The organism is Streptosporangium pseudovulgare (assembly GCF_014648055.1).
GTDB lineage: Bacteria > Actinomycetota > Actinomycetes > Streptosporangiales > Streptosporangiaceae > Streptosporangium > Streptosporangium pseudovulgare.
This window is the reverse complement of the sequence record NZ_BMQJ01000008.1, coordinates 286,416-302,952: the sequence shown is the minus strand read 5'-3', so window position 1 is coordinate 302,952 and position 16,537 is coordinate 286,416. Positions and strand designations below refer to the sequence as shown.

At 72.1% G+C, this 16,537-nt stretch carries 16 protein-coding genes and 3 tRNA genes; 6 read left to right on the top strand and 13 right to left on the bottom strand.

Annotated elements, in window-relative coordinates:
- Window positions 1-91: 91 nt before the first annotated feature.
- From IEZ10_RS18205 to IEZ10_RS18195, 3 genes are all read right to left on the bottom strand, one after another.
- Entirely contained in the window at window positions 92-1,201 is a 1,110-nt protein-coding gene (locus IEZ10_RS18205; RefSeq protein ID WP_189247691.1) for a D-alanine--D-alanine ligase family protein, read from the bottom strand.
- A 150-nt stretch (window positions 1,202-1,351) separates the two neighbouring features.
- Entirely contained in the window at window positions 1,352-2,359 is a 1,008-nt protein-coding gene (locus IEZ10_RS18200; RefSeq protein ID WP_189247690.1) for an NAD(P)H-dependent glycerol-3-phosphate dehydrogenase, read from the bottom strand.
- Window positions 2,360-2,379: 20 nt separating this feature from the next.
- Window positions 2,380-3,093, bottom strand: coding sequence for a lysophospholipid acyltransferase family protein (locus tag IEZ10_RS18195; RefSeq protein ID WP_189247689.1), 714 nt, complete (start codon window positions 3,091-3,093; stop codon window positions 2,380-2,382).
- 79 nt (window positions 3,094-3,172) lie between these two features.
- On the opposite strand from IEZ10_RS18195, the gene cofC reads away from it, so the two are divergent.
- The gene (gene cofC / locus IEZ10_RS18190) at window positions 3,173-3,895 is read left to right on the top strand and encodes a 2-phospho-L-lactate guanylyltransferase (protein WP_189247688.1); all 723 of its coding nucleotides are present in this window, start codon (window positions 3,173-3,175) and stop codon (window positions 3,893-3,895) included.
- A 19-nt stretch (window positions 3,896-3,914) separates the two neighbouring features.
- Here the strand turns inward: cofC and IEZ10_RS18185 are convergent, their stop codons facing one another.
- Window positions 3,915-5,366, bottom strand: a complete 1,452-nt coding sequence (locus IEZ10_RS18185) for an MFS transporter (RefSeq protein ID WP_189247687.1) — start codon at window positions 5,364-5,366, stop codon at window positions 3,915-3,917.
- 208 nt (window positions 5,367-5,574) lie between these two features.
- On the opposite strand from IEZ10_RS18185, the gene IEZ10_RS18180 reads away from it, so the two are divergent.
- Window positions 5,575-6,378 (top strand): TetR/AcrR family transcriptional regulator, encoded by an 804-nt coding sequence (locus IEZ10_RS18180; RefSeq protein ID WP_189247686.1) that lies wholly within the window; start codon window positions 5,575-5,577, stop codon window positions 6,376-6,378.
- 70 nt (window positions 6,379-6,448) lie between these two features.
- Entirely contained in the window at window positions 6,449-6,658 is a 210-nt protein-coding gene (locus IEZ10_RS18175; protein ID WP_179824828.1) for a hypothetical protein, read from the top strand.
- 180 nt (window positions 6,659-6,838) lie between these two features.
- On the opposite strand, the gene IEZ10_RS18170 is transcribed toward IEZ10_RS18175, so the two are convergent.
- The 4 genes from IEZ10_RS18170 to leuC all read right to left on the bottom strand — a co-directional run bounded on the left by IEZ10_RS18170 (window position 6,839) and on the right by leuC (window position 9,497).
- The gene (locus tag IEZ10_RS18170) at window positions 6,839-7,138 is read right to left on the bottom strand and encodes an HU family DNA-binding protein (protein WP_179824830.1); all 300 of its coding nucleotides are present in this window, start codon (window positions 7,136-7,138) and stop codon (window positions 6,839-6,841) included.
- Between the two features lie 144 nt (window positions 7,139-7,282).
- Window positions 7,283-7,537, bottom strand: a complete 255-nt coding sequence (locus IEZ10_RS18165; RefSeq protein ID WP_189247685.1) for an SCO5555 family protein — start codon at window positions 7,535-7,537, stop codon at window positions 7,283-7,285.
- A complete protein-coding gene (gene leuD / locus IEZ10_RS18160; protein WP_189247684.1) occupies window positions 7,516-8,103 on the bottom strand; it encodes a 3-isopropylmalate dehydratase small subunit in 588 nt (195 codons plus the stop codon). The genes IEZ10_RS18165 and leuD overlap by 22 nt, the downstream gene beginning before the upstream one ends.
- Before the next feature lie 5 nt (window positions 8,104-8,108).
- Entirely contained in the window at window positions 8,109-9,497 is a 1,389-nt protein-coding gene (gene leuC, locus IEZ10_RS18155; RefSeq protein WP_189247683.1) for a 3-isopropylmalate dehydratase large subunit, read from the bottom strand.
- Window positions 9,498-9,568: 71 nt separating this feature from the next.
- On the opposite strand from leuC, the gene IEZ10_RS18150 reads away from it, so the two are divergent.
- Together IEZ10_RS18150 and IEZ10_RS18145 are read left to right on the top strand one after the other, a co-directional pair.
- Complete coding sequence (locus IEZ10_RS18150; RefSeq protein WP_179824839.1) at window positions 9,569-10,285, top strand: IclR family transcriptional regulator; 717 nt, start codon at window positions 9,569-9,571, stop codon at window positions 10,283-10,285.
- Between the two features lie 189 nt (window positions 10,286-10,474).
- A complete protein-coding gene (locus IEZ10_RS18145; RefSeq protein WP_189247682.1) occupies window positions 10,475-12,220 on the top strand; it encodes a hypothetical protein in 1,746 nt (581 codons plus the stop codon).
- An 84-nt stretch (window positions 12,221-12,304) separates the two neighbouring features.
- Here the strand turns inward: IEZ10_RS18145 and IEZ10_RS18140 are convergent, their stop codons facing one another.
- The 4 genes from IEZ10_RS18140 to IEZ10_RS18125 all read right to left on the bottom strand — a co-directional run bounded on the left by IEZ10_RS18140 (window position 12,305) and on the right by IEZ10_RS18125 (window position 13,660).
- Window positions 12,305-13,210, bottom strand: coding sequence for an SGNH/GDSL hydrolase family protein (locus tag IEZ10_RS18140; RefSeq protein WP_189247681.1), 906 nt, complete (start codon window positions 13,208-13,210; stop codon window positions 12,305-12,307).
- 149 nt (window positions 13,211-13,359) lie between these two features.
- Window positions 13,360-13,432: transfer RNA gene (locus IEZ10_RS18135), tRNA-Glu, on the bottom strand.
- Between the two features lie 18 nt (window positions 13,433-13,450).
- A tRNA-Glu gene (locus tag IEZ10_RS18130) sits at window positions 13,451-13,526 on the bottom strand.
- Window positions 13,527-13,588: 62 nt separating this feature from the next.
- A tRNA-Gln gene (locus IEZ10_RS18125) sits at window positions 13,589-13,660 on the bottom strand.
- 198 nt (window positions 13,661-13,858) lie between these two features.
- Here IEZ10_RS18125 and IEZ10_RS18120 point away from each other — a divergent pair.
- On the top strand, window positions 13,859-15,835 hold the full coding sequence (locus IEZ10_RS18120) for a M3 family metallopeptidase (protein ID WP_189247680.1): 1,977 nt from the start codon (window positions 13,859-13,861) through the stop codon (window positions 15,833-15,835).
- Between the two features lie 90 nt (window positions 15,836-15,925).
- Here the strand turns inward: IEZ10_RS18120 and IEZ10_RS18115 are convergent, their stop codons facing one another.
- Window positions 15,926-16,486 (bottom strand): PadR family transcriptional regulator, encoded by a 561-nt coding sequence (locus IEZ10_RS18115; protein WP_189247679.1) that lies wholly within the window; start codon window positions 16,484-16,486, stop codon window positions 15,926-15,928.
- Window positions 16,487-16,537 lie beyond the last annotated feature (51 nt).

Genomic DNA, 16,537 nt, shown 5'->3' with positions numbered 1-16,537 from the left:
GCGCGAGGCGAGCCGGGCCGGCGCAAACCGGAGACCGGCGCAGGGCGAGCCGGGCCGGCGCGGGCCGGAGACCGGCGCAGGGCGAGCCGGGTCAGCGCAGGCCGGTGGCGCGGTGCAGGGCGAGCTGGATCAGCCGGTCGACCAGCTCGGGGTAGGGAAGCCCGCTGGCCGCCCACAGCCGCGGCGCGACCGACGTCGCGGTGAAGCCGGGCATCGTGTTGATCTCGTTGACGATCAGCCGGCCGTCCGGGGTGTGGAAGAAGTCGACCCTGGCCAGGCCCTCGCAGTCCAGCGCCTCGAAGGCGCGCACGGCCATCGCCCGCAGGTTCTCGGCGACGTCGTCGGGGATGTCGGCGGGCACCGCCACGGAGGTGGCGTCGCTGATGTACTTGGCCTCGAAGTCGTAGAAGTCATGGCCGCCGGCGACCACGACCTCGCCCGCCAGGCTGGCCCGCGGCGCCTCGTCCCCGGGGGACTCCAGCACCGCGCACTCGATCTCGCGCCCGGCGATCGCCGCCTCCACCAGCACCTTGGGGTCGTGCTCGCGGGCGAACTCGACGGCCCGCTCCAGCTCGCCCAGGTCGGCGGCCCTGGAGATGCCCTGGCTGGAGCCGGCGCGGGCGGGCTTGACGAAGACCGGCCAGCCGAGCTCCTCGACCTCCTTCAGGACCCGCTGGCGGTCGGTCCGCCAGTCGCGGTCGCGGATCACGACGTACGGGCCGACGGGCAGCCCGGCGGCGGCCAGCACCAGCTTCATGTAGCCCTTGTCCATGCCGACCGCGCTGGCCAGCACCCCGGAGCCGACGTAGCGGACCCCGGCCATCTCCAGCAGCCCCTGGAGGGTGCCGTCCTCGGCGAAGGGCCCGTGCATCACCGGGAAGACGACGTCCACCTGGCCGAGCTCCTCCGGGACCCGGCTCGGCTCGTAGGCGACCAGCGTGCCGCTGCCGGAGGGCAGCGCCAGAGCCATGCCCTCCGCGTCGACGGACGGCAGCTCCCGGCCCTCGATCGCGTACCGCTGCCGGTCGGAGACGAGCACCCAGCGCCCGTCCTGGGCGATCCCCACGGGGATCACCTCGTACTTGGACCGGTCGATGACGTCGAGCACGCTCCCGGCTCCGAGGATGGAGACGGAGTGCTCGGAGTTACGGCCGCCGAAGACGACCGCGACCCGGGGCCGGGTTTCGTGCTGCTCGCTCATGATGACCGAATGTACCGTCTCCAGCGGGTCGTCCCGGTTATCTGACGCGCTGACGGGCAGGCCGGAGACCACCCGGGCCCGGTGGGCGGCCGTACGGGCACGGGACGCGCGGAGATCCGGGGCGGGCGCGGAACACGCGGACGCCCTGCCTCAGACGCCGTACCGCTCCGGCTTGGGGGTCCGGGACATCAGCAGGACCGCCGCCTCGTCCGGCGGCATGCCGTCGTGGACGATCGCCACGACCACCTCGGTGATCGGCATCTCCACGTCGTGCTTCCTGGCCAGCGCCAGGACCGACTCGCACGACTTGACGCCCTCGGCGGTCTGCTTCGTCGCGGCGACGACCTCGGCCATCTTCATGCCCCGGCCGAGGTTCTCGCCGAAGGTGCGGTTGCGGGAGAGCGGGGAGGTGCAGGTGGCCACCAGGTCGCCCATCCCGGCGAGTCCGGCGAAGGTGTGCGGGTCCGCGCCGAGCGCCGCGCCCAGGCGGGAGATCTCCGCCAGCCCGCGCGTCATCAGCATCGCGCCGACGTTGGCGCCGAGACCCATGCCGGCCGCGACGCCGACCCCGAGGGCGATGACGTTCTTCACCGCCCCGCCGAGCTCGACGCCCACCACGTCGGGGTTGGTGTAGGGGCGGAACCACGGCAGGTGGCACGCCTCCTGGAGGCGCTCCATGGCGCGCTCGTCGGTGCAGGCCACGACGGTCGCCGCGGGCTGGCCCCGGACGATCTCACCGACCAGGTTGGGGCCGGACACCACCGCGACCCGGTCCTCGGGCACCCCGGCGACCTCGCGGATCACCTCGCTCATCCGCTTGGTGGTGCCGAGCTCGACGCCCTTCATCAGGCTCACCAGCACCGCCTCCGGCGGCAGGTGGGGCGTCCAGCGGGTGAGGTTCTCGCGCAGCGTCTGGGAGGGCACCGCGAGGACCACGAAGTCGGCGCCGTCGAGGGCCTCGGCCGGGTCGGTCGTGGCGCGCAGCGACTCCGGAAGCGCCACCCCCGGGAGATAGTCGGGGTTCTCGTGGCGGCGGTCGATCGCCTCGACGATCTCGGGCCTGCGGCCCCAGAGCGTCGTCCGGGTGCCCGCCCTCGCCATGATCATCGCGAAGGTGGTTCCCCATGAGCCCGTACCGAATACAGCCGCCTTGGTCATTTCATCACCGTACGTCGAAGTCAGTGGTGCACAGGTTTCTTGAACGGCGTCTTGGGCGGCTCCTCCTCGCGCAGTTCGGCGAGGAGCGCCGTGATCGCCGCCATGATGTCGGCGGTCACCTCTCGAAGGACGTCGGCGTGCGGTGGCCGCCCCTCGTACTTCGACAGGTCCACCGGCGGCCCGGTCAACGTGCGGAACGTCTTGCGCGGCAGCAGCCTGGGCTTCTTGGAACCGTAGGGAAGGATCTCCTGGGCACCCCAGTGTGCCACCGGGATGACCGGCACGCCGGTCGCCAGGGCCAGCCGGGCCGCGCCCGTCTTGCCCTCCATCGGCCACAGGTCCGGGTCGCGGGTGCAGGTGCCCTCGGGGTAGAACAGCACGCACGCCCCCTCGGCGAGCCTGCGCTCGGCCTCGGCGAGCGAGCGGGCGGCCTCGGCGCTGCCTCGGTACACCGGGACGGCCATCAGCGACCGCACCGCGTGCCCGAGCAGCGGCACCGAGAAGAGGCCCGACTTGGCCAGGATCGTCGGCCAGCGGCCGTTGTTGACGAGGAAGTGTGAGATCAGGACGGGGTCCACCCACGACAGGTGGTTGGCGACCAGGATGATCCCGCCGGTCCTGGGCAGCCGGTCGGCCCGGCGCCAGTCCTTCCTGACCAGGAGCCATGAGATGGGCTTGACGATCGTGACCGCCAGGGCGACCCAGAACCGGGAAGGCCATCCAGGGCGTCTCATGAGCTCCTCCATATGGGTGCGGTGCAGCCCCAAGTGTCCCGGTTGGCCGTGGGAGGTGTCGAGGCGGGATGCTAAGGCTATGCCTCCTGCGGAGAATCCCGGCTGGACCCTGGTCGTGCCGGTCAAGACGCTCGTCGCGGCCAAGACCCGGCTGTCGGAGGCGGCCGGCCCGCACCGGGCGGCGCTGGCCGTGGCGATCGCCTGCGACACGGTCGAGGCCGCCCTGCGCTGCGCCGCCGTGGCCCGGGTGGTGGTGGTGACGGGCGACCCGGTGGCGGCCCCGGCGCTGGCGGAGGTGGGCGCGCACGTCACCGGCGATCCGGAGGCCGGGCTGAACGCGGCGCTGCGGCACGGCGGCCTGGAGGCGGTACGGCTGGCGCCCGGCGGCCCCGTCGGCGCGCTCCAGGCGGACCTGCCGGCGCTCCGCCCGGCGGAGCTGGCGCTCGTGCTGGCCGCCGCCGGGGAGTTCGACCAGTCCTTCCTCCCCGACGCCGCCGAGGTCGGCACGACCTTCTACGGTGTACGCCCCGGCGTGCCGTTCACCCCGGGGTTCGGCGGCCCGTCGCGGGACCGGCACCTGCGGCGCGGCGCGAAGGAGCTGTGCCTGCACGGGGTCGAGTCGGTCCGCCGGGACGTGGACACCCCCGACGACCTGCGGGCGGCCCTGTCCCTGGGCGTCGGCCCCCGTACGGCGGAGATCGCCGGGAGGCTGGCGGGGGCGGGGATGCCGGAGGGCGTCGGAGAGCCCGAGGACGCCGGGAGACCCGGAAGGGAGTCCCCGCCGGGGGGCTCCCTTCGCTGAGATCCCGTCCGGGCCGGGCTCAGTGCCCGGCCGGCTCCTCCTCGCGGGCCTGCTTCGGCAGCAGGAAGGAGGCCACGAGGGTCGCCACGAGCATGGCCGCGACCACCCACAGCACGGTCCGCATCGCGGAGCCCATGTCGGTTCCGGAGCTCAGCAGGTCGAAGAAGACCGTGCCGAGCAGCGCGACGCCGAAGGAGCCGCCGAGCTGCTGGACGGCCGTCAGCGTGCCGGAGGCCGAGCCGGTCTCGTGCTGCTCGACCCCGGCCAGCACGATGTCGAAGAACGGCGCCATCAGCAGGCCCATGCCGAACCCGGTGACCACCAGGGCGGGGACGAACTGCCAGGCGGTGACGGTCTCGCCCGCCAGCACGATGGTGAGCAGCACGCCCAGCGTGCCGAGCGTCATGATCACGACTCCGCCCTGCAGTGCCCGCCGCCCGAACCGCTGCACCGCCTGGGCGGCGCCGAAGCCCGCGATCATGCCCAGCGACCACGGGATCATGACCAGGCCGGCCTTGAGCGTCGAGTAGCCGAGCCCGATCTGGGTGTAGAGGTTGAACACCAGCGTGAAGCCCGCCATGGACGAGAAGAAGACCATTCCGGTCAGCAGGCCGCCGGTGAAGGCCCGCTTGCGGAAGAGGCTGGGCACGACCAGCGGGTCGCCGCCGGAGCGGCTCCTGCGGGACTCGAACCAGCCGAAGACGGCGAAGACGGCGAGCGAGACGGCCATCATGACGAAGGCCCAGACGGGCCAGCCGCTCTCCCGGCCCTGGACCAGCGGGTAGACCAGCAGCAGGCTCGCGACGGAGACCAGCAGCACACCGGGCACGTCGAGCCGGAGCGGGTGCGGCGAGCGCGACTCGGGCAGGAAACGCAGGCCGGCGAGCACGGCGGCCAGGCCGAGCGGCAGGTTGATCAGGAAGATCATGCGCCAGCCCGTCCCGAGGAAGTCGGCCTCGATCAGCCATCCCGCCAGGGTGGGGCCGCCCACCGAGGACAGGCCCATGACGGGCCCGAAGAGGCCGAACGCCGCGGCCATCTCCTTCGGCGGGAACATCTCCTTGATCATGCCGAGCCCCTGCGGGAGCATGACCGCGCCGAACAGGCCCTGCACGACCCGCGCGCCGATGAGCAGCTCAGGAGACTGGGCGACGGCGCACAGCAGCGAGCCGACGGTGAACCCGGCCGCGCCGATCAGGAACATCCGCCTGCGGCCGAAGATGTCGCCCAGCCGTCCCCCGGTGATCAGGCCGACGGCCATGGAGAGCGTGTAGGCGGCGCCGAGCCACTGGATCGTGGCGGCGGTGCCGCCGATCTCGGCGCGGATCGTGGGCGCGGCGATGTTGGTGACCATCGCGTCGAGAAGGTCCATCACCTCGGCGGCGAGGATCACGAACAGGGCGGCCCAGCGCCAGCGGTAGGCGGGCGCCTCCGCCCCGGGTGGAGCGGGGGTGGTCAGGTCTGCGGCCATGGGGGACTCCTCGGGTCTGCGGGAATGGCGTCCATCATCGGTGAACAGTGTTCAGAGTAGCTGATCAATGTTCTCTTGGAGAACGGCGTTCAGCAGTCGGTACGCTGTTCTTAAGATATGTCGCATCGCATCGAAGGACAAGATATAACGCGAAAGAGAGCGCCGTTCGATACGGTGATCAGTGTTCACCCCGGCATACACTGAGGTCATGAGCGACGAGCTGCCCGCCCTGCCCTGGGATCGCCCGCGCGGCCGGACGCGCCCGCCCCGGATCCCTCTCACCAGGGACCGGATCGTCGAGGCCGCGTACGTCGTCCTGGACCGGGAGGGCTACGACCGGCTGAGCATGCGCATGGTCGCGGCCGAGCTCGGCGTCGCGGTCTCGGCCCTCTACGCCCACGTGAGCAGCAAGGACGAGCTGCTGGAGCTGATGTACTCCCGCTTCTTCGCCGACATGGACCTGCCCGACCCCGACCCGGAGCGCTGGCGGGAGCAGCTCAGGGACTACGCCCGCGCCGCGCTGGCCAAGCTCCGCTCGCACCGCGACCTGGCCAGGATCTCGATGGGCTCCGTCCCGTTCAAGCCGGAGATGCTCCCCCACATGGACGCGCTCCTCGGGGTGTTCCGCGCCGCCGGCCTGCCCGACCGGGTCGCCGGGGCCGCCGGCGACGTGCTCTCCACCTTCGTGGACGGCTTCGCCCTGGAGGAGGGCATGTGGCAGGACAGGTACCGCGCCACCGATGAGCTGACCTGGCAGGGGATGCGCGAGGCGCTGGAGCGCTACTTCGCCGAACTGCCGCCCGAGCGCTTCCCGCACCTGACGGCGCTGTCGCGCTCCATGTTCGGCCGGTCCAACGACGAGCGCTTCGACCTCGGCGTCGAGATCATCATCCGGGGCCTGGCGTCGTTCGCCGCCGAGGCCGCGGCGGCCGGCGAGACGGCGACCGGCGAGACGGGGAACGACGGGACGGGGAGCGACGAGGCGGGCGCCACGGAGCGTCCGGCGGGGTGATCCCGCGTACGGCCCGGCGCGCGGATGTCCGTACGGCCCGGCGCGGGCGGTCGCGGGCTACGCTGGTCGGGTGCAGGCGACGGTGCGGATCTTCGACGCGGCGACCCGGTCGGGGTCGGTGTTCCTCGACGACGGGACCGAGCTGCGGTTCGGCGCGGAGGCGTTCGACGCCGGGCCGCTGCGGCTGCTCCGGCCCGGCCAGCGGGTGAACATCCTCCTCGACGAGGGCCGGGTCACCTACGTCACGCTCTCCACCTTCCCGCTGCCCGGCCGGGCCTGACGGCGCGGCGGCCCGTCCGCCGCCCGGCCGCACCCGGAACCGCGGCCTCCCGGACGGCCGGACGCCCCGGCCGGCTTACCGGACACGGCCTCCCGGACGGCCCGCCCCCGGCCGGCTTCCGGGCCCCGGACAGCCGGACGCCCGGACCCCCTCAGGGATCCGGGCGTCCGGAAGAAGGCCCTACTTTTTCTTCGCGGCCTTCTTTCCCTCCGTGTTGACGAGCTCCTTGAAGTCGGAGCCGGGACGGAACTTCGGCCCCCAGCTCTCGGCGACCTTGATCTCGGCTCCCGTGGAAGGGTTGCGGGCCGTGCGGGCGGGCTTGTTGACCATCTCGAACGCGCCGAACCCCGTGATGGAGACCTTGTCCCCACGGGCGACGGTCTTCTGGATGGTGTCGATCACCGCGTTCACGGCCTCGGTCGCCGTCTTCTTGTCACCGACCCGATCAGCGACCGCGTCGACGAGTTCCTTCTTGTTCATAGGTTTGCTCCCCCTGCTTACCGATGTCTGGGAGTGGGCCATGAGGCAGATCGCCCCGTCATCACCCGATTTGTCACGGCATGAGGTCTCAACAGAGCGAGAAACCCCTTGCCCGCTTGAAATTAGGGGACGGAGCCGTATGACTCAATCACCTTCCGCAATGTTTCCAGGACTCGGCGTGTCTGAAACCAGAACATCTAGGTCTACAAGGAATAAATCCAGGCGTCGGGCGGCATGACCCACGTTGCGCTTGGCCGCATCGTTGATCGAAATCAGCCGCCGGGCCAGGCGCTCCCGCCGGTCGGCGGGCAGGCTGAGACCACGGACGCGGCGGTGCGCCTCGCGCAGCCGCCGCGCCAGTTCCTCTTCGGGATCCGTCAGACGGTCGTCGGCAACCATGGCTGCCGACCATTCTCGTACTCGGTCACCTCGTCGGCGTGGCGGAGGGTCAGCCCGATGTCGTCCAGCCCCTCCATCAGCCGCCAGCGGGTGTAGTCGTCGATCTCGAAGGCGGCGGTCTCGCCGGCCCAGCGCACCTGGCGTTCCACCAGGTCGACGGTGACCTCCAGGGAGGGGTCGGCCTCCGTCGCCGTCTGGATCGCCTCGACCGTGGCGGCCGGCAGGACGACCGGGAGCAGCCCCATCTTGGTGGAGTTGTTGCGGAAGATGTCGCCGAAGCGGGCGGCGATCACGACGCGGAAGCCGTACTGCTGCAGGGCCCACACGGCGTGCTCGCGCGAGGAGCCGGTGCCGAAGTCGGGGCCGGCCACCAGGATCGACGCGCCCTGGCGGGCGGGGTCGTTCAGGACGAAGCCGGGGTCCTCGCGCCAGGCCGAGAACAGTCCCCTGTCGAACCCGGTACGGCTGACCTGCTTGAGCCAGACGGCCGGGATGATCTGGTCGGTGTCGACGTTGCTGCGGCGCAGCGGCACGGCCCGGCCGGTGTGGGTGGTGAAGGCTTCCATGGTGATCAGACCTCCTGGTCCAGGTCGGCGGGGGCGGTCAGCCTGCCGGTGACGGCGGTCGCCGCGGCGACCTGGGGCGAGACGAGGTGGGTGCGGCCGCCCCGGCCCTGGCGTCCCTCGAAGTTGCGGTTGGACGTGGAGGCGCTGCGCTCGCCGGGGGCCAGGGTGTCGGGGTTCATGCCCAGGCACATCGAGCACCCGGCCTCCCGCCACTCGGCTCCGGCGGCCTTGAACACCTCGTGCAGCCCCTCCTGCTCGGCCTGGAGCTTGACCAGCATCGAACCGGGGACGACGAGCGTGCGGGTGACGACCCTGCGGCCGCGCAGCACCTCGGCCGCGGCCCGCAGGTCCTCCAGGCGGCCGTTGGTGCACGAGCCCATGAAGACCGTGTCCACCTCGATGTCGCGGAGCGGGGTGCCCGCGGTCAGGCCCATGTACTCCAGGGCGCGCCGGGCGGCGGCGGGGTCGGAGGTGTCCTCCGGGTTCGGCACCGACTCCCCGAGCGGGGCGCCCTGGCCCGGGTTGGTGCCCCAGGTGACGAACGGGGTCAGCGTCGAGGCGTCGATCTCCACGACCGTGTCGAAGACGGCGTCCTCGTCGGTCGTCAGGGAGCGCCAGTACTCGACGGCGGCGTCCCAGGCGGCGCCGGTGGGCGCGTGGGGGCGGCCCTTGAGATAGGCGAACGTGGTCTCGTCCGGGGCGATCAGGCCCGCACGGGCGCCGGCCTCGATGGACATGTTGCAGACCGTCATCCGGCCCTCCATCGACAGCCCGCGGATCGCCTCGCCGCGGTACTCGACGATGTGCCCCTGGCCGCCGCCGGTGCCGATCTTGGCGATGATGGCCAGGATGAGGTCCTTGGCGGTCACGCCGGGCGGCAGTTCGCCGGACACCTCGACGGCCATCGTCTTCGGCCGGTAGGCCGGCAGGGTCTGGGTGGCCAGGACGTGCTCCACCTCCGAGGTGCCGATGCCGAAGGCGATGGCCCCGAAGGCGCCGTGGGTCGAGGTGTGAGAATCACCACAGACGATGGTCATGCCCGGCTGGGTCAGCCCGAACTGCGGGCCGATGATGTGCACGACGCCCTGGCCGGCGTCGCCCATCGGGTGCAGCCGGATGCCGAACTCGGCGCAGTTCTTGCGCAGCGTCTCGACCTGCGTGCGCGAGACGGGGTCCTCGATCGGGCCGAGGACGGTCGGGACGTTGTGGTCCTCGGTCGCGATGGTCAGCTCGGGCCGCCGGACGGGACGGCCCGCCATGCGCAGGCCGTCGAAGGCCTGCGGGCTGGTCACCTCGTGGATGAGGTGAAGGTCGATGTAGAGCAGATCGGGTTCCCCTTCGGCACGTCGCACGACGTGCTGCTCCCAGACCTTCTCCGCCAGCGTGCGGCCCATGTCGCCTCCTTGCGATCAGCCATTCCGCACCCGACTTGCTTTCTCATATGTCGAGACGGCAGTATCGGTGTATGGACAACTCTAGCGGAGTCGGCGTACTGGACAAGGCCGTGCTCGTGCTCAACGCCCTCGAAGCCGGCCCGGCCTCCCTCGCCCAGCTCGTCCAGGCCACCGGCCTGGCGCGTCCCACGGCCCACCGGCTCGCCGTCGCACTCGAGCACCACCGCATCGTCTCCCGTGACACGCAGGGCCGCTTCGTGCTCGGCCCGCGCCTCTCCGAGCTGTCCACGGCCGCGGGCGAGGACCGGCTCCTGGCCGTGGCCTCGCCGATCCTCGCCCAGCTGCGCGACCTGACCGGCGAGAGCGCCCAGCTCTACCGCCGCCAGGGCGACGAGCGCGTGTGCGTGGCCGCCGCCGAGCGCTCCAGCGGGCTGCGCGACACCGTGCCGGTCGGCTCGGCGCTGCCGATGATCGCCGGGTCCGCCGCGCAGATCCTGCTGGCGTGGGAGGAGCCCGACCGGCTGCACCGGGGGCTGCGCGGCGCGAAGTTCACCGCGGCGACACTGGCGAGCGTGCGGCGCAGGGGCTGGTCCCACAGCGTCGGTGAGCGCGAGCAGGGCGTGGCCAGCGTGTCGGCGCCGATCCGCGGCACCGCCGGAAAGGTGATCGCCGCCATCTCGGTCTCCGGGCCGATCGAGCGCCTCACCCGCACTCCGGGCCGCCTGCACGCGGCGCCGGTGGTGAGCGCCGCCGAGCGGATCACCGAGGCGATGCGCCGGGCCAACTGAGGGACCGGCCGAGGAGTCGGCCGAGGGGGCCGCCGGGGCGGCCGGCCCGCCGTACCGCGGCACGCCGCCGCCCCGGCCCGGCCCGCGGTACGGCGGACCGGCCGGGGCCGCCGATCGAAGGCGCGACGAGCCGGGTGACGGGTGCGATATGAGGAGGCGAGCACCCTTGCGGACCCCTAGTCTGGGTGCGTGACAGATCGCATCGAGGCGGCCGCGGCGGAACTGCGTCCCCTGCTCCAGGACTTCATCCTCTGGGTGCGCGAGAACGCGCCCGGCACCGATTCCAACCTGGTCGGTCCCGTCGCCCTGTGGCACCGGCTGACCGCCTCCGACGACGTCAGCCGATGGAAGCGTGCCGATCTGCGCAAGGTGCTCCTCGAACGGATGCCCCAGGTCGTGGAGGACCCCGACGCCGCGGCGGACGGCATGGTGCCCGCGCTGCGGGCCTACCTGACGTTCCTGTCGGAGACCGGCCGGCTGGCCAAGGGCTCCTCCTCGCTCCGCGACCTGCTGGCCGAGCTCGACCGTCTGGAGGACGACTTCGTCGACGCGATGGAGGACCTCGTCGCCGAGCAGGACGACGAGGGCTACGACGAGGAGGACGAGGAGGAGATCGAGGGGCTGGGCGACTTCGAGCCGTTCGCCGACGATCTCGCCGAGCTGCCGACGATCCGCCTGCGGCCCGACGCGGAGCTGGCCGAGGCCGTACGGAAGGCGCCGCTGATCGGCAAGGCGCGCGACCTCGCGCTCTGGGTCGGCTCCGAGCGGCGGGTGGGCGAGACCAGCCTGCTCACCGACGCCGAGATCGCCGAGGCCATGGCCGCCCTGGGCCTGCCCCTCCCCTCAGATGACGGCCGGCCGCTGTCGGACCGCGTGCCCGCGCTCTGGAACATCTGGAACCTCGCCATCGACCTGGACTTCCTCCAGCCCGAGGGCGAGGACACCGTCGGCGCCGACCCCGACGCCGCCGACTGGCCGTTCGAGGACGACGACGACGCCCTGGACGTCTGGATGGCCGGCCTGCACTCGGTCGACTACGGCGACCCCGAGCTGGACGACGAGGACGCCACGATCGCCCTGTCCGGGCTGACCCGGGCGCTGCTGGTCCGGGTGCTCCTGGCGAGCGGTTCCAGGCCGCTTCCCGAGCTGCGCGCCGAACTGACCGAGGCCGCCGCCGAGTACGACGAGCGCGGCGCCGAGGCGTGGGCCGCGGCCACCGCCAAGTACGGCGACCCGCTCAACCCCGTCCTCGACTGGCTCGCCGGGTACGGCATGACCGAGGTCGAGCACGACCAGGTACGGCTGACCCCGCTCGGCATGGAGGGCGTGGTCCACCTGGCCGACGACGCCGACATCGAGCTGGACGCCCGGCCCGCCATCGACGCGATGACCGCCTTCGACCTGCTGTCCTTCAGCGCGGAGCTGCCCGAGGAGGAGGCGGACGCCGAGTTCGCCGCCTGGATGGAGCTGCGCGAGCCCGCCAAGGCCGCCGGTGAGCTGCTGGAGGCCGCCGCCGAGGACGACGCCGACGCCCTGATCCGGGTGCAGGCGGCCAGCATGGTCGGCTCGCTCGGCGAGGTGGCGGTGCCCGCCTGGAAGGACGCCCTGGGCGAGCCGTCCCTGCACCCCTACGCGGCCACCCACCTGGCCCAGCTCGGCGTGGACGACGCGCCCCCGCCCACCCAGGCCGACACCCACTGGCTGATCCTCGACATGCTGACCATCTCCGCCGGTCTCGGCCGGCCGGAGTTCGTCAGCAGCCTCGACGACATCGGCACGGCGTCGAGCCTGGTCGGTCTCCTGGACGTCATCTGGAAGGTGCCGCACCCGCACCTGGAGGAGCTGCTGGAGGCGATCGAGCAGGCCCACCCGGACAAGCAGGTCGGCAAGGCCGCCAAGCGGGCCCTGTTCAAGGCCCGCTCGGCGCACAACTGAGCGGCTGAGCGCCATGGCCGGCCGCCGGGGATCCCGGCGGCCGGTCGGCCGTGCCGTACGGCGGCGCGGCGGACGGCGCGCCCCTCAGCCCGCGACCGGCGGACCTGCCGGACCCGGTGGGTCCGGCAGGGCGCAGGCCAGCGCCTCGGCCCAGTGCCGGTAGCCGGTCGCCGACGGGTGGAACCCGTCGGAGGCGAAGAACCCGGCCGTCTCGATGGGCACCTCCGCGGTGGCGTGGACGACCCCCTCGGCGCCGCGCGCCACGTCGCGCATGACGTGGTCCAGTGCCCGCGCCCGCAGGCCCAGTACGGCGCGCAGCGGCTGGGGCAGCGCGGGGAACCTCCCGACCGGCGGCATGCCGGCCACCACGATCGGCACCCCGGGCAGTCTCCGGCGCACCGCCGCCACCAGCTCCCGCAGCTCGCCCCGGAACCTGCGCGGCCGGTTGAGCTCCAGCAGCTCGTTCACCCCCAGAGCGACCACCACGACGTCGGCGGGTTCCAGCAGCGGGACCAGCTCGGCGGTGGTGGTGCGGGTGTTGACACCGCTCCTGGCGGCCACCTGCCAGCGCACCGGGCGGCCGGTGCGCGCGGCCGCCTCCCGGGCCAGGAAGCCGGCCAGGCCCTCGTCGTGGGTGGCGACGCCCACGCCCGCCGCGGTGGACTCCCCCAGCACGGCCAGCCGGAACACCGGCCCCGCCGCCCCGCCGGACCCGTCCGACCGGTCGATCCCATCCGACCCACCGGACCCGTTCGACCCGCCGGAGCCGTGAGGCCCGCCGGACGGGGCGCCCGCGGCTCCCCCGGCCCCCGGCGACTCGGAGACCCCCGCGGACGGCACCACGCTCGCCCCGCCCGCCCCGCCGGCCACACCGGTGCGCGGCCCCGCGGCCTCCGGGAGCCGGGGTATCCCGCGCCGGATCCGCATTCCCTGTACGGCGAGCACCGGTGCCAGCGCGACGGTGAGGAGACCCGCCGATGGAACGATCACGCGCCCTCCATTGGATAGCATCACTCTCTAATTATTGGCCAACGGGACCACCCGGACAAGGAGGACACCTGAGCGGGGAGCGGCGCCGCAAAAGGTGCGGAGAGACAGAAAACCCCCGGAAGCCATTGCTTCCGGGGGTTTCACCGATGTAGCCCCGACCGGATTCGAACCGGCGCTACCGCCTTGAGAGGGCGGCGTCCTAGGCCACTAGACGACGGAGCCTTGCAGAGGTGACAGTGCTGGTAGTCCCGACCGGATTCGAACCGGCGTTACCGCCTTGAGAGGGCGGCGTCCTAGGCCACTAGACGACGGGACCGAGACACTGTCGTCGGATTCGGGGGGAACCAAATCCGCGGCGTCTTCGAGAAGAAGACGCAGCTGGGGTACCAGGACTCGAACCTAGAATAACTGAACCAGAATCAGTCGTGTTGCCAATTACACCATACCCCACCGCGGTTGAGCTCCTTGCGGTGCTCGCTTGCGACTCCGAAAGAATAGCCCAGGTTGGGCGCGGAGACCAAAACGATTGGTCCGCGCCCGATCAGGCGCCCGATCGGCGTCCGGTCGTGTGACACCGGCGTGGCCTCCGACGCCCTGGTGTGTAACGCTGCTGGGGCAGAACAGAACCCCACATGAGGAGCCCGCGCCGTGGCTGAGAACCCCTTCTTCGCCCCAAGCACCCTGCCCTACAAGCTCCCGCCGTTCGCCGAGATCAAGGAGGAGCACTACCTGCCCGCCTTCGAGCACGGCATGGCCGAGCAGCTTCGCGAGGTGGACACGATCGTCGCCGACCCCGCCGCGCCGACCTTCGCCAACACCGTCGAGGCTCTGGAGCGCTCCGGTCAGGTCCTGAAGCGGACGGCGATCGTCTTCTTCAGCCTCGCCTCCTCGCACGCGACGGACGCCATCCGGGAGATCGAGACGGAGGTCGCCCCCCGGCTGACCAAGCACGGCGACGCCATCCACCTCAACCGCGCCCTGTACGCCCGGCTCAAGCGGGTCGTCACCGACGACCCGGAGGAGGCGTGGCTGCTGGAGAAGTACCGCGTGGACTTCGTCCGGGCCGGCGCCGAACTGTCGGAGGCCGAGCAGGAGCGGCTCCGGGAGCTGAACGAGGAGCTGTCCACGCTCGGCACCGCCTTCTCCCAGAACCTGCTGGCCGCCACCACCGCCTCGGCGCTGGTCACCGAGGACGCCAAGGAGCTCGACGGCCTCTCCGAGACCGCGCTCAGGGCGATCGAGAAGGACGGGAAGTACGTCCTGCCGCTGCTCAACTTCACCAACCAGCCCGCGCTGGCCGAGTTGACCGACCGGGAGACCCGCCGCAGGCTGTACGAGCTGTCGACCGGCCGGGCCCCGGAGAACTTCGGGATCGCGGCGAAGATGGCGGCGCTGCGCGCCGAGCGGGCCGTCCTGCTCGGCTACCCGAACCACGCCGCCTACAGCGTCGCCGACCAGACGGCCAAGACCACCGACGCCGTGGAGGAGATGCTCGGCAAGCTGGTCGGCCCTGCGGTGGCCAACGCCCGCCGCGAGGCCGAGGCGCTGAGCGAGCAGGCCGGCTTCCCCATCGAGCCGTGGGACTGGTCGTTCTACGCCGAGAAGGTGCGCAAGGCCCGATACGACTTCGACAGCTCCGAGCTGCGCCCCTACTTCGAGTTGGACCGGGTGCTGCGTGACGGCGTCTTCCACGCCGCGGGCGAGCTGTACGGCCTGCGTTTCGCCGAGCGGGACGACCTGCGGGGCTACCACCCCGACGTCCGGGTGTTCGAGGTGTCCGACGCCGACGGCTCGGAGCTGGGCCTGTTCGTGTTCGACCCCTACGCCCGGCCCACCAAGCGCGGCGGCGCCTGGATGAACAACCTCGTGGACCAGTCGCACCTGTTCGGCGAGCTGCCCGTGGTGATGAACAACCTCAACATCACCAAGCCGGCCGAGGGCCCGACGCTGCTGACCTTCGACGAGGTCAACACCGCCTTCCACGAGTTCGGGCACGCTCTGCACGGCCTGTTCTCCGACGTGCGCTTCCCCCGCGTCTCCGGTACCGAGGTGCCGCGCGACTTCGTGGAGTACCCCTCGCAGGTGAACGAGATGTGGGCGACCTGGCCGTCGATCCTCGCCAACTTCGCCAGGCACCACGAGACCGGCGAGCCGGTGCCGGCGGAGCTGGTGGAGAAGATGCAGGCCGCGGAGAAGTTCAACCAGGGCTTCGCCACCGTCGAGTATCTCGCCGCGACCCTGCTCGACTGGGCCTGGCACAAGCTCGCCCCGGGCGAGACCGTCGAGGACGCCGAGGCGTTCGAGGCCGCGGCCCTGGAGCGGGCCGGCATCGCCTTCGAGCTGGTCCTGCCGCGCTACCGGACCAACTACTTCGCGCACGTCTTCGCGGGCGGCGTGGGCGGCTACAGCGCCGGCTACTACTCCTACATCTGGAGCGAGGTGCTGGACGCCGACAGCGTCGAGTGGTTCAAGGAGAACGGCGGCCTGGTGCGCGCCAACGGCGACCACTTCCGCTCGGCGCTGCTGTCGGTCGGCGGCGCCAAGGACGCGATGGAGGCCTTCCGCGCCTTCCGCGGCCGCGACCCGCGCATCGAGCCCCTGCTGGAGCGCCGAGGCCTGGCGTAGCGGCTCTTCCACCCCGGTACGGCCCCGTAGCTCCTCCAGCCGGGCGGGCCGTACCGGGGCCGCTCCGGGACACGCCCACGCCCGCCCGGGTCACTCCGGGCGGGCTCCGGCGGGCGCGGACTCCAGCTCCGCGACGGCCTCCCTGAGCCATTCCCTCTCCGCCACGCTGATCGCCCGGGCGACCACGAGCATGCCCCGGTGGAACGGGTCGCCGACCTCCTCTGCCCGCAGCGGCCTGCCGTCCTCGTAGAAGAAGCTGGCGGGCGTCTCCAGGAAGGCGAGGCGGCGGCGCAGCACCCGGGCCTGCGCCTCGCGGTCGCGGAGCTGGGACAGGAAGGCGAGCAGGCCGAAGAACCGCGTCTGGTCGCTGATGTCGAGGTCGGCGGGCTCGCGGAGCCGCCGCAGGAGCTCGCGGCGGCCGGCCTCGGTCAGCGTGAGGACCTGGCGGCGGGCCGCGCCCGCCCCCTCCTCCTCGTGCCGCTCGACGAACCCCTTCTTCTCCAGGCGGGCGATCGCCGGGTACAGCGCGCCGTCGCTGACCGGGCGGAGGTGGCCGCTCAGCCCGTGGATGCGGGCCTTGAGCTCGTAGCCGTGCATCGGCCCCCGCCCGAGCAGGCCGAGGATCGACAGGGTCAGATCACCGCTTGCCATGGGCGCATCGTAACGCTATACCTCTAAACGAGATAGCTCGAAAAGAGGTAC

Coding starts and splice junctions, on each gene's coding strand:
- IEZ10_RS18150 (WP_179824839.1), top strand. CDS start 9,569: ATGGACAACTCTAGCGGAGTCGGCGTACTGGACAAGGCCGTGCTCGTG.
- IEZ10_RS18170 (WP_179824830.1), bottom strand. CDS start 7,138: ATGAACAAGAAGGAACTCGTCGACGCGGTCGCTGATCGGGTCGGTGAC.
- IEZ10_RS18165 (WP_189247685.1), bottom strand. CDS start 7,537: ATGGTTGCCGACGACCGTCTGACGGATCCCGAAGAGGAACTGGCGCGG.
- IEZ10_RS18205 (WP_189247691.1), bottom strand. CDS start 1,201: ATGAGCGAGCAGCACGAAACCCGGCCCCGGGTCGCGGTCGTCTTCGGC.
- leuD (WP_189247684.1), bottom strand. CDS start 8,103: ATGGAAGCCTTCACCACCCACACCGGCCGGGCCGTGCCGCTGCGCCGC.
- IEZ10_RS18200 (WP_189247690.1), bottom strand. CDS start 2,359: ATGACCAAGGCGGCTGTATTCGGTACGGGCTCATGGGGAACCACCTTC.
- IEZ10_RS18180 (WP_189247686.1), top strand. CDS start 5,575: ATGAGCGACGAGCTGCCCGCCCTGCCCTGGGATCGCCCGCGCGGCCGG.
- IEZ10_RS18185 (WP_189247687.1), bottom strand. CDS start 5,366: ATGGCCGCAGACCTGACCACCCCCGCTCCACCCGGGGCGGAGGCGCCC.
- leuC (WP_189247683.1), bottom strand. CDS start 9,497: ATGGGCCGCACGCTGGCGGAGAAGGTCTGGGAGCAGCACGTCGTGCGA.
- IEZ10_RS18115 (WP_189247679.1), bottom strand. CDS start 16,486: ATGGCAAGCGGTGATCTGACCCTGTCGATCCTCGGCCTGCTCGGGCGG.
- cofC (WP_189247688.1), top strand. CDS start 3,173: ATGCCTCCTGCGGAGAATCCCGGCTGGACCCTGGTCGTGCCGGTCAAG.
- IEZ10_RS18195 (WP_189247689.1), bottom strand. CDS start 3,093: ATGAGACGCCCTGGATGGCCTTCCCGGTTCTGGGTCGCCCTGGCGGTC.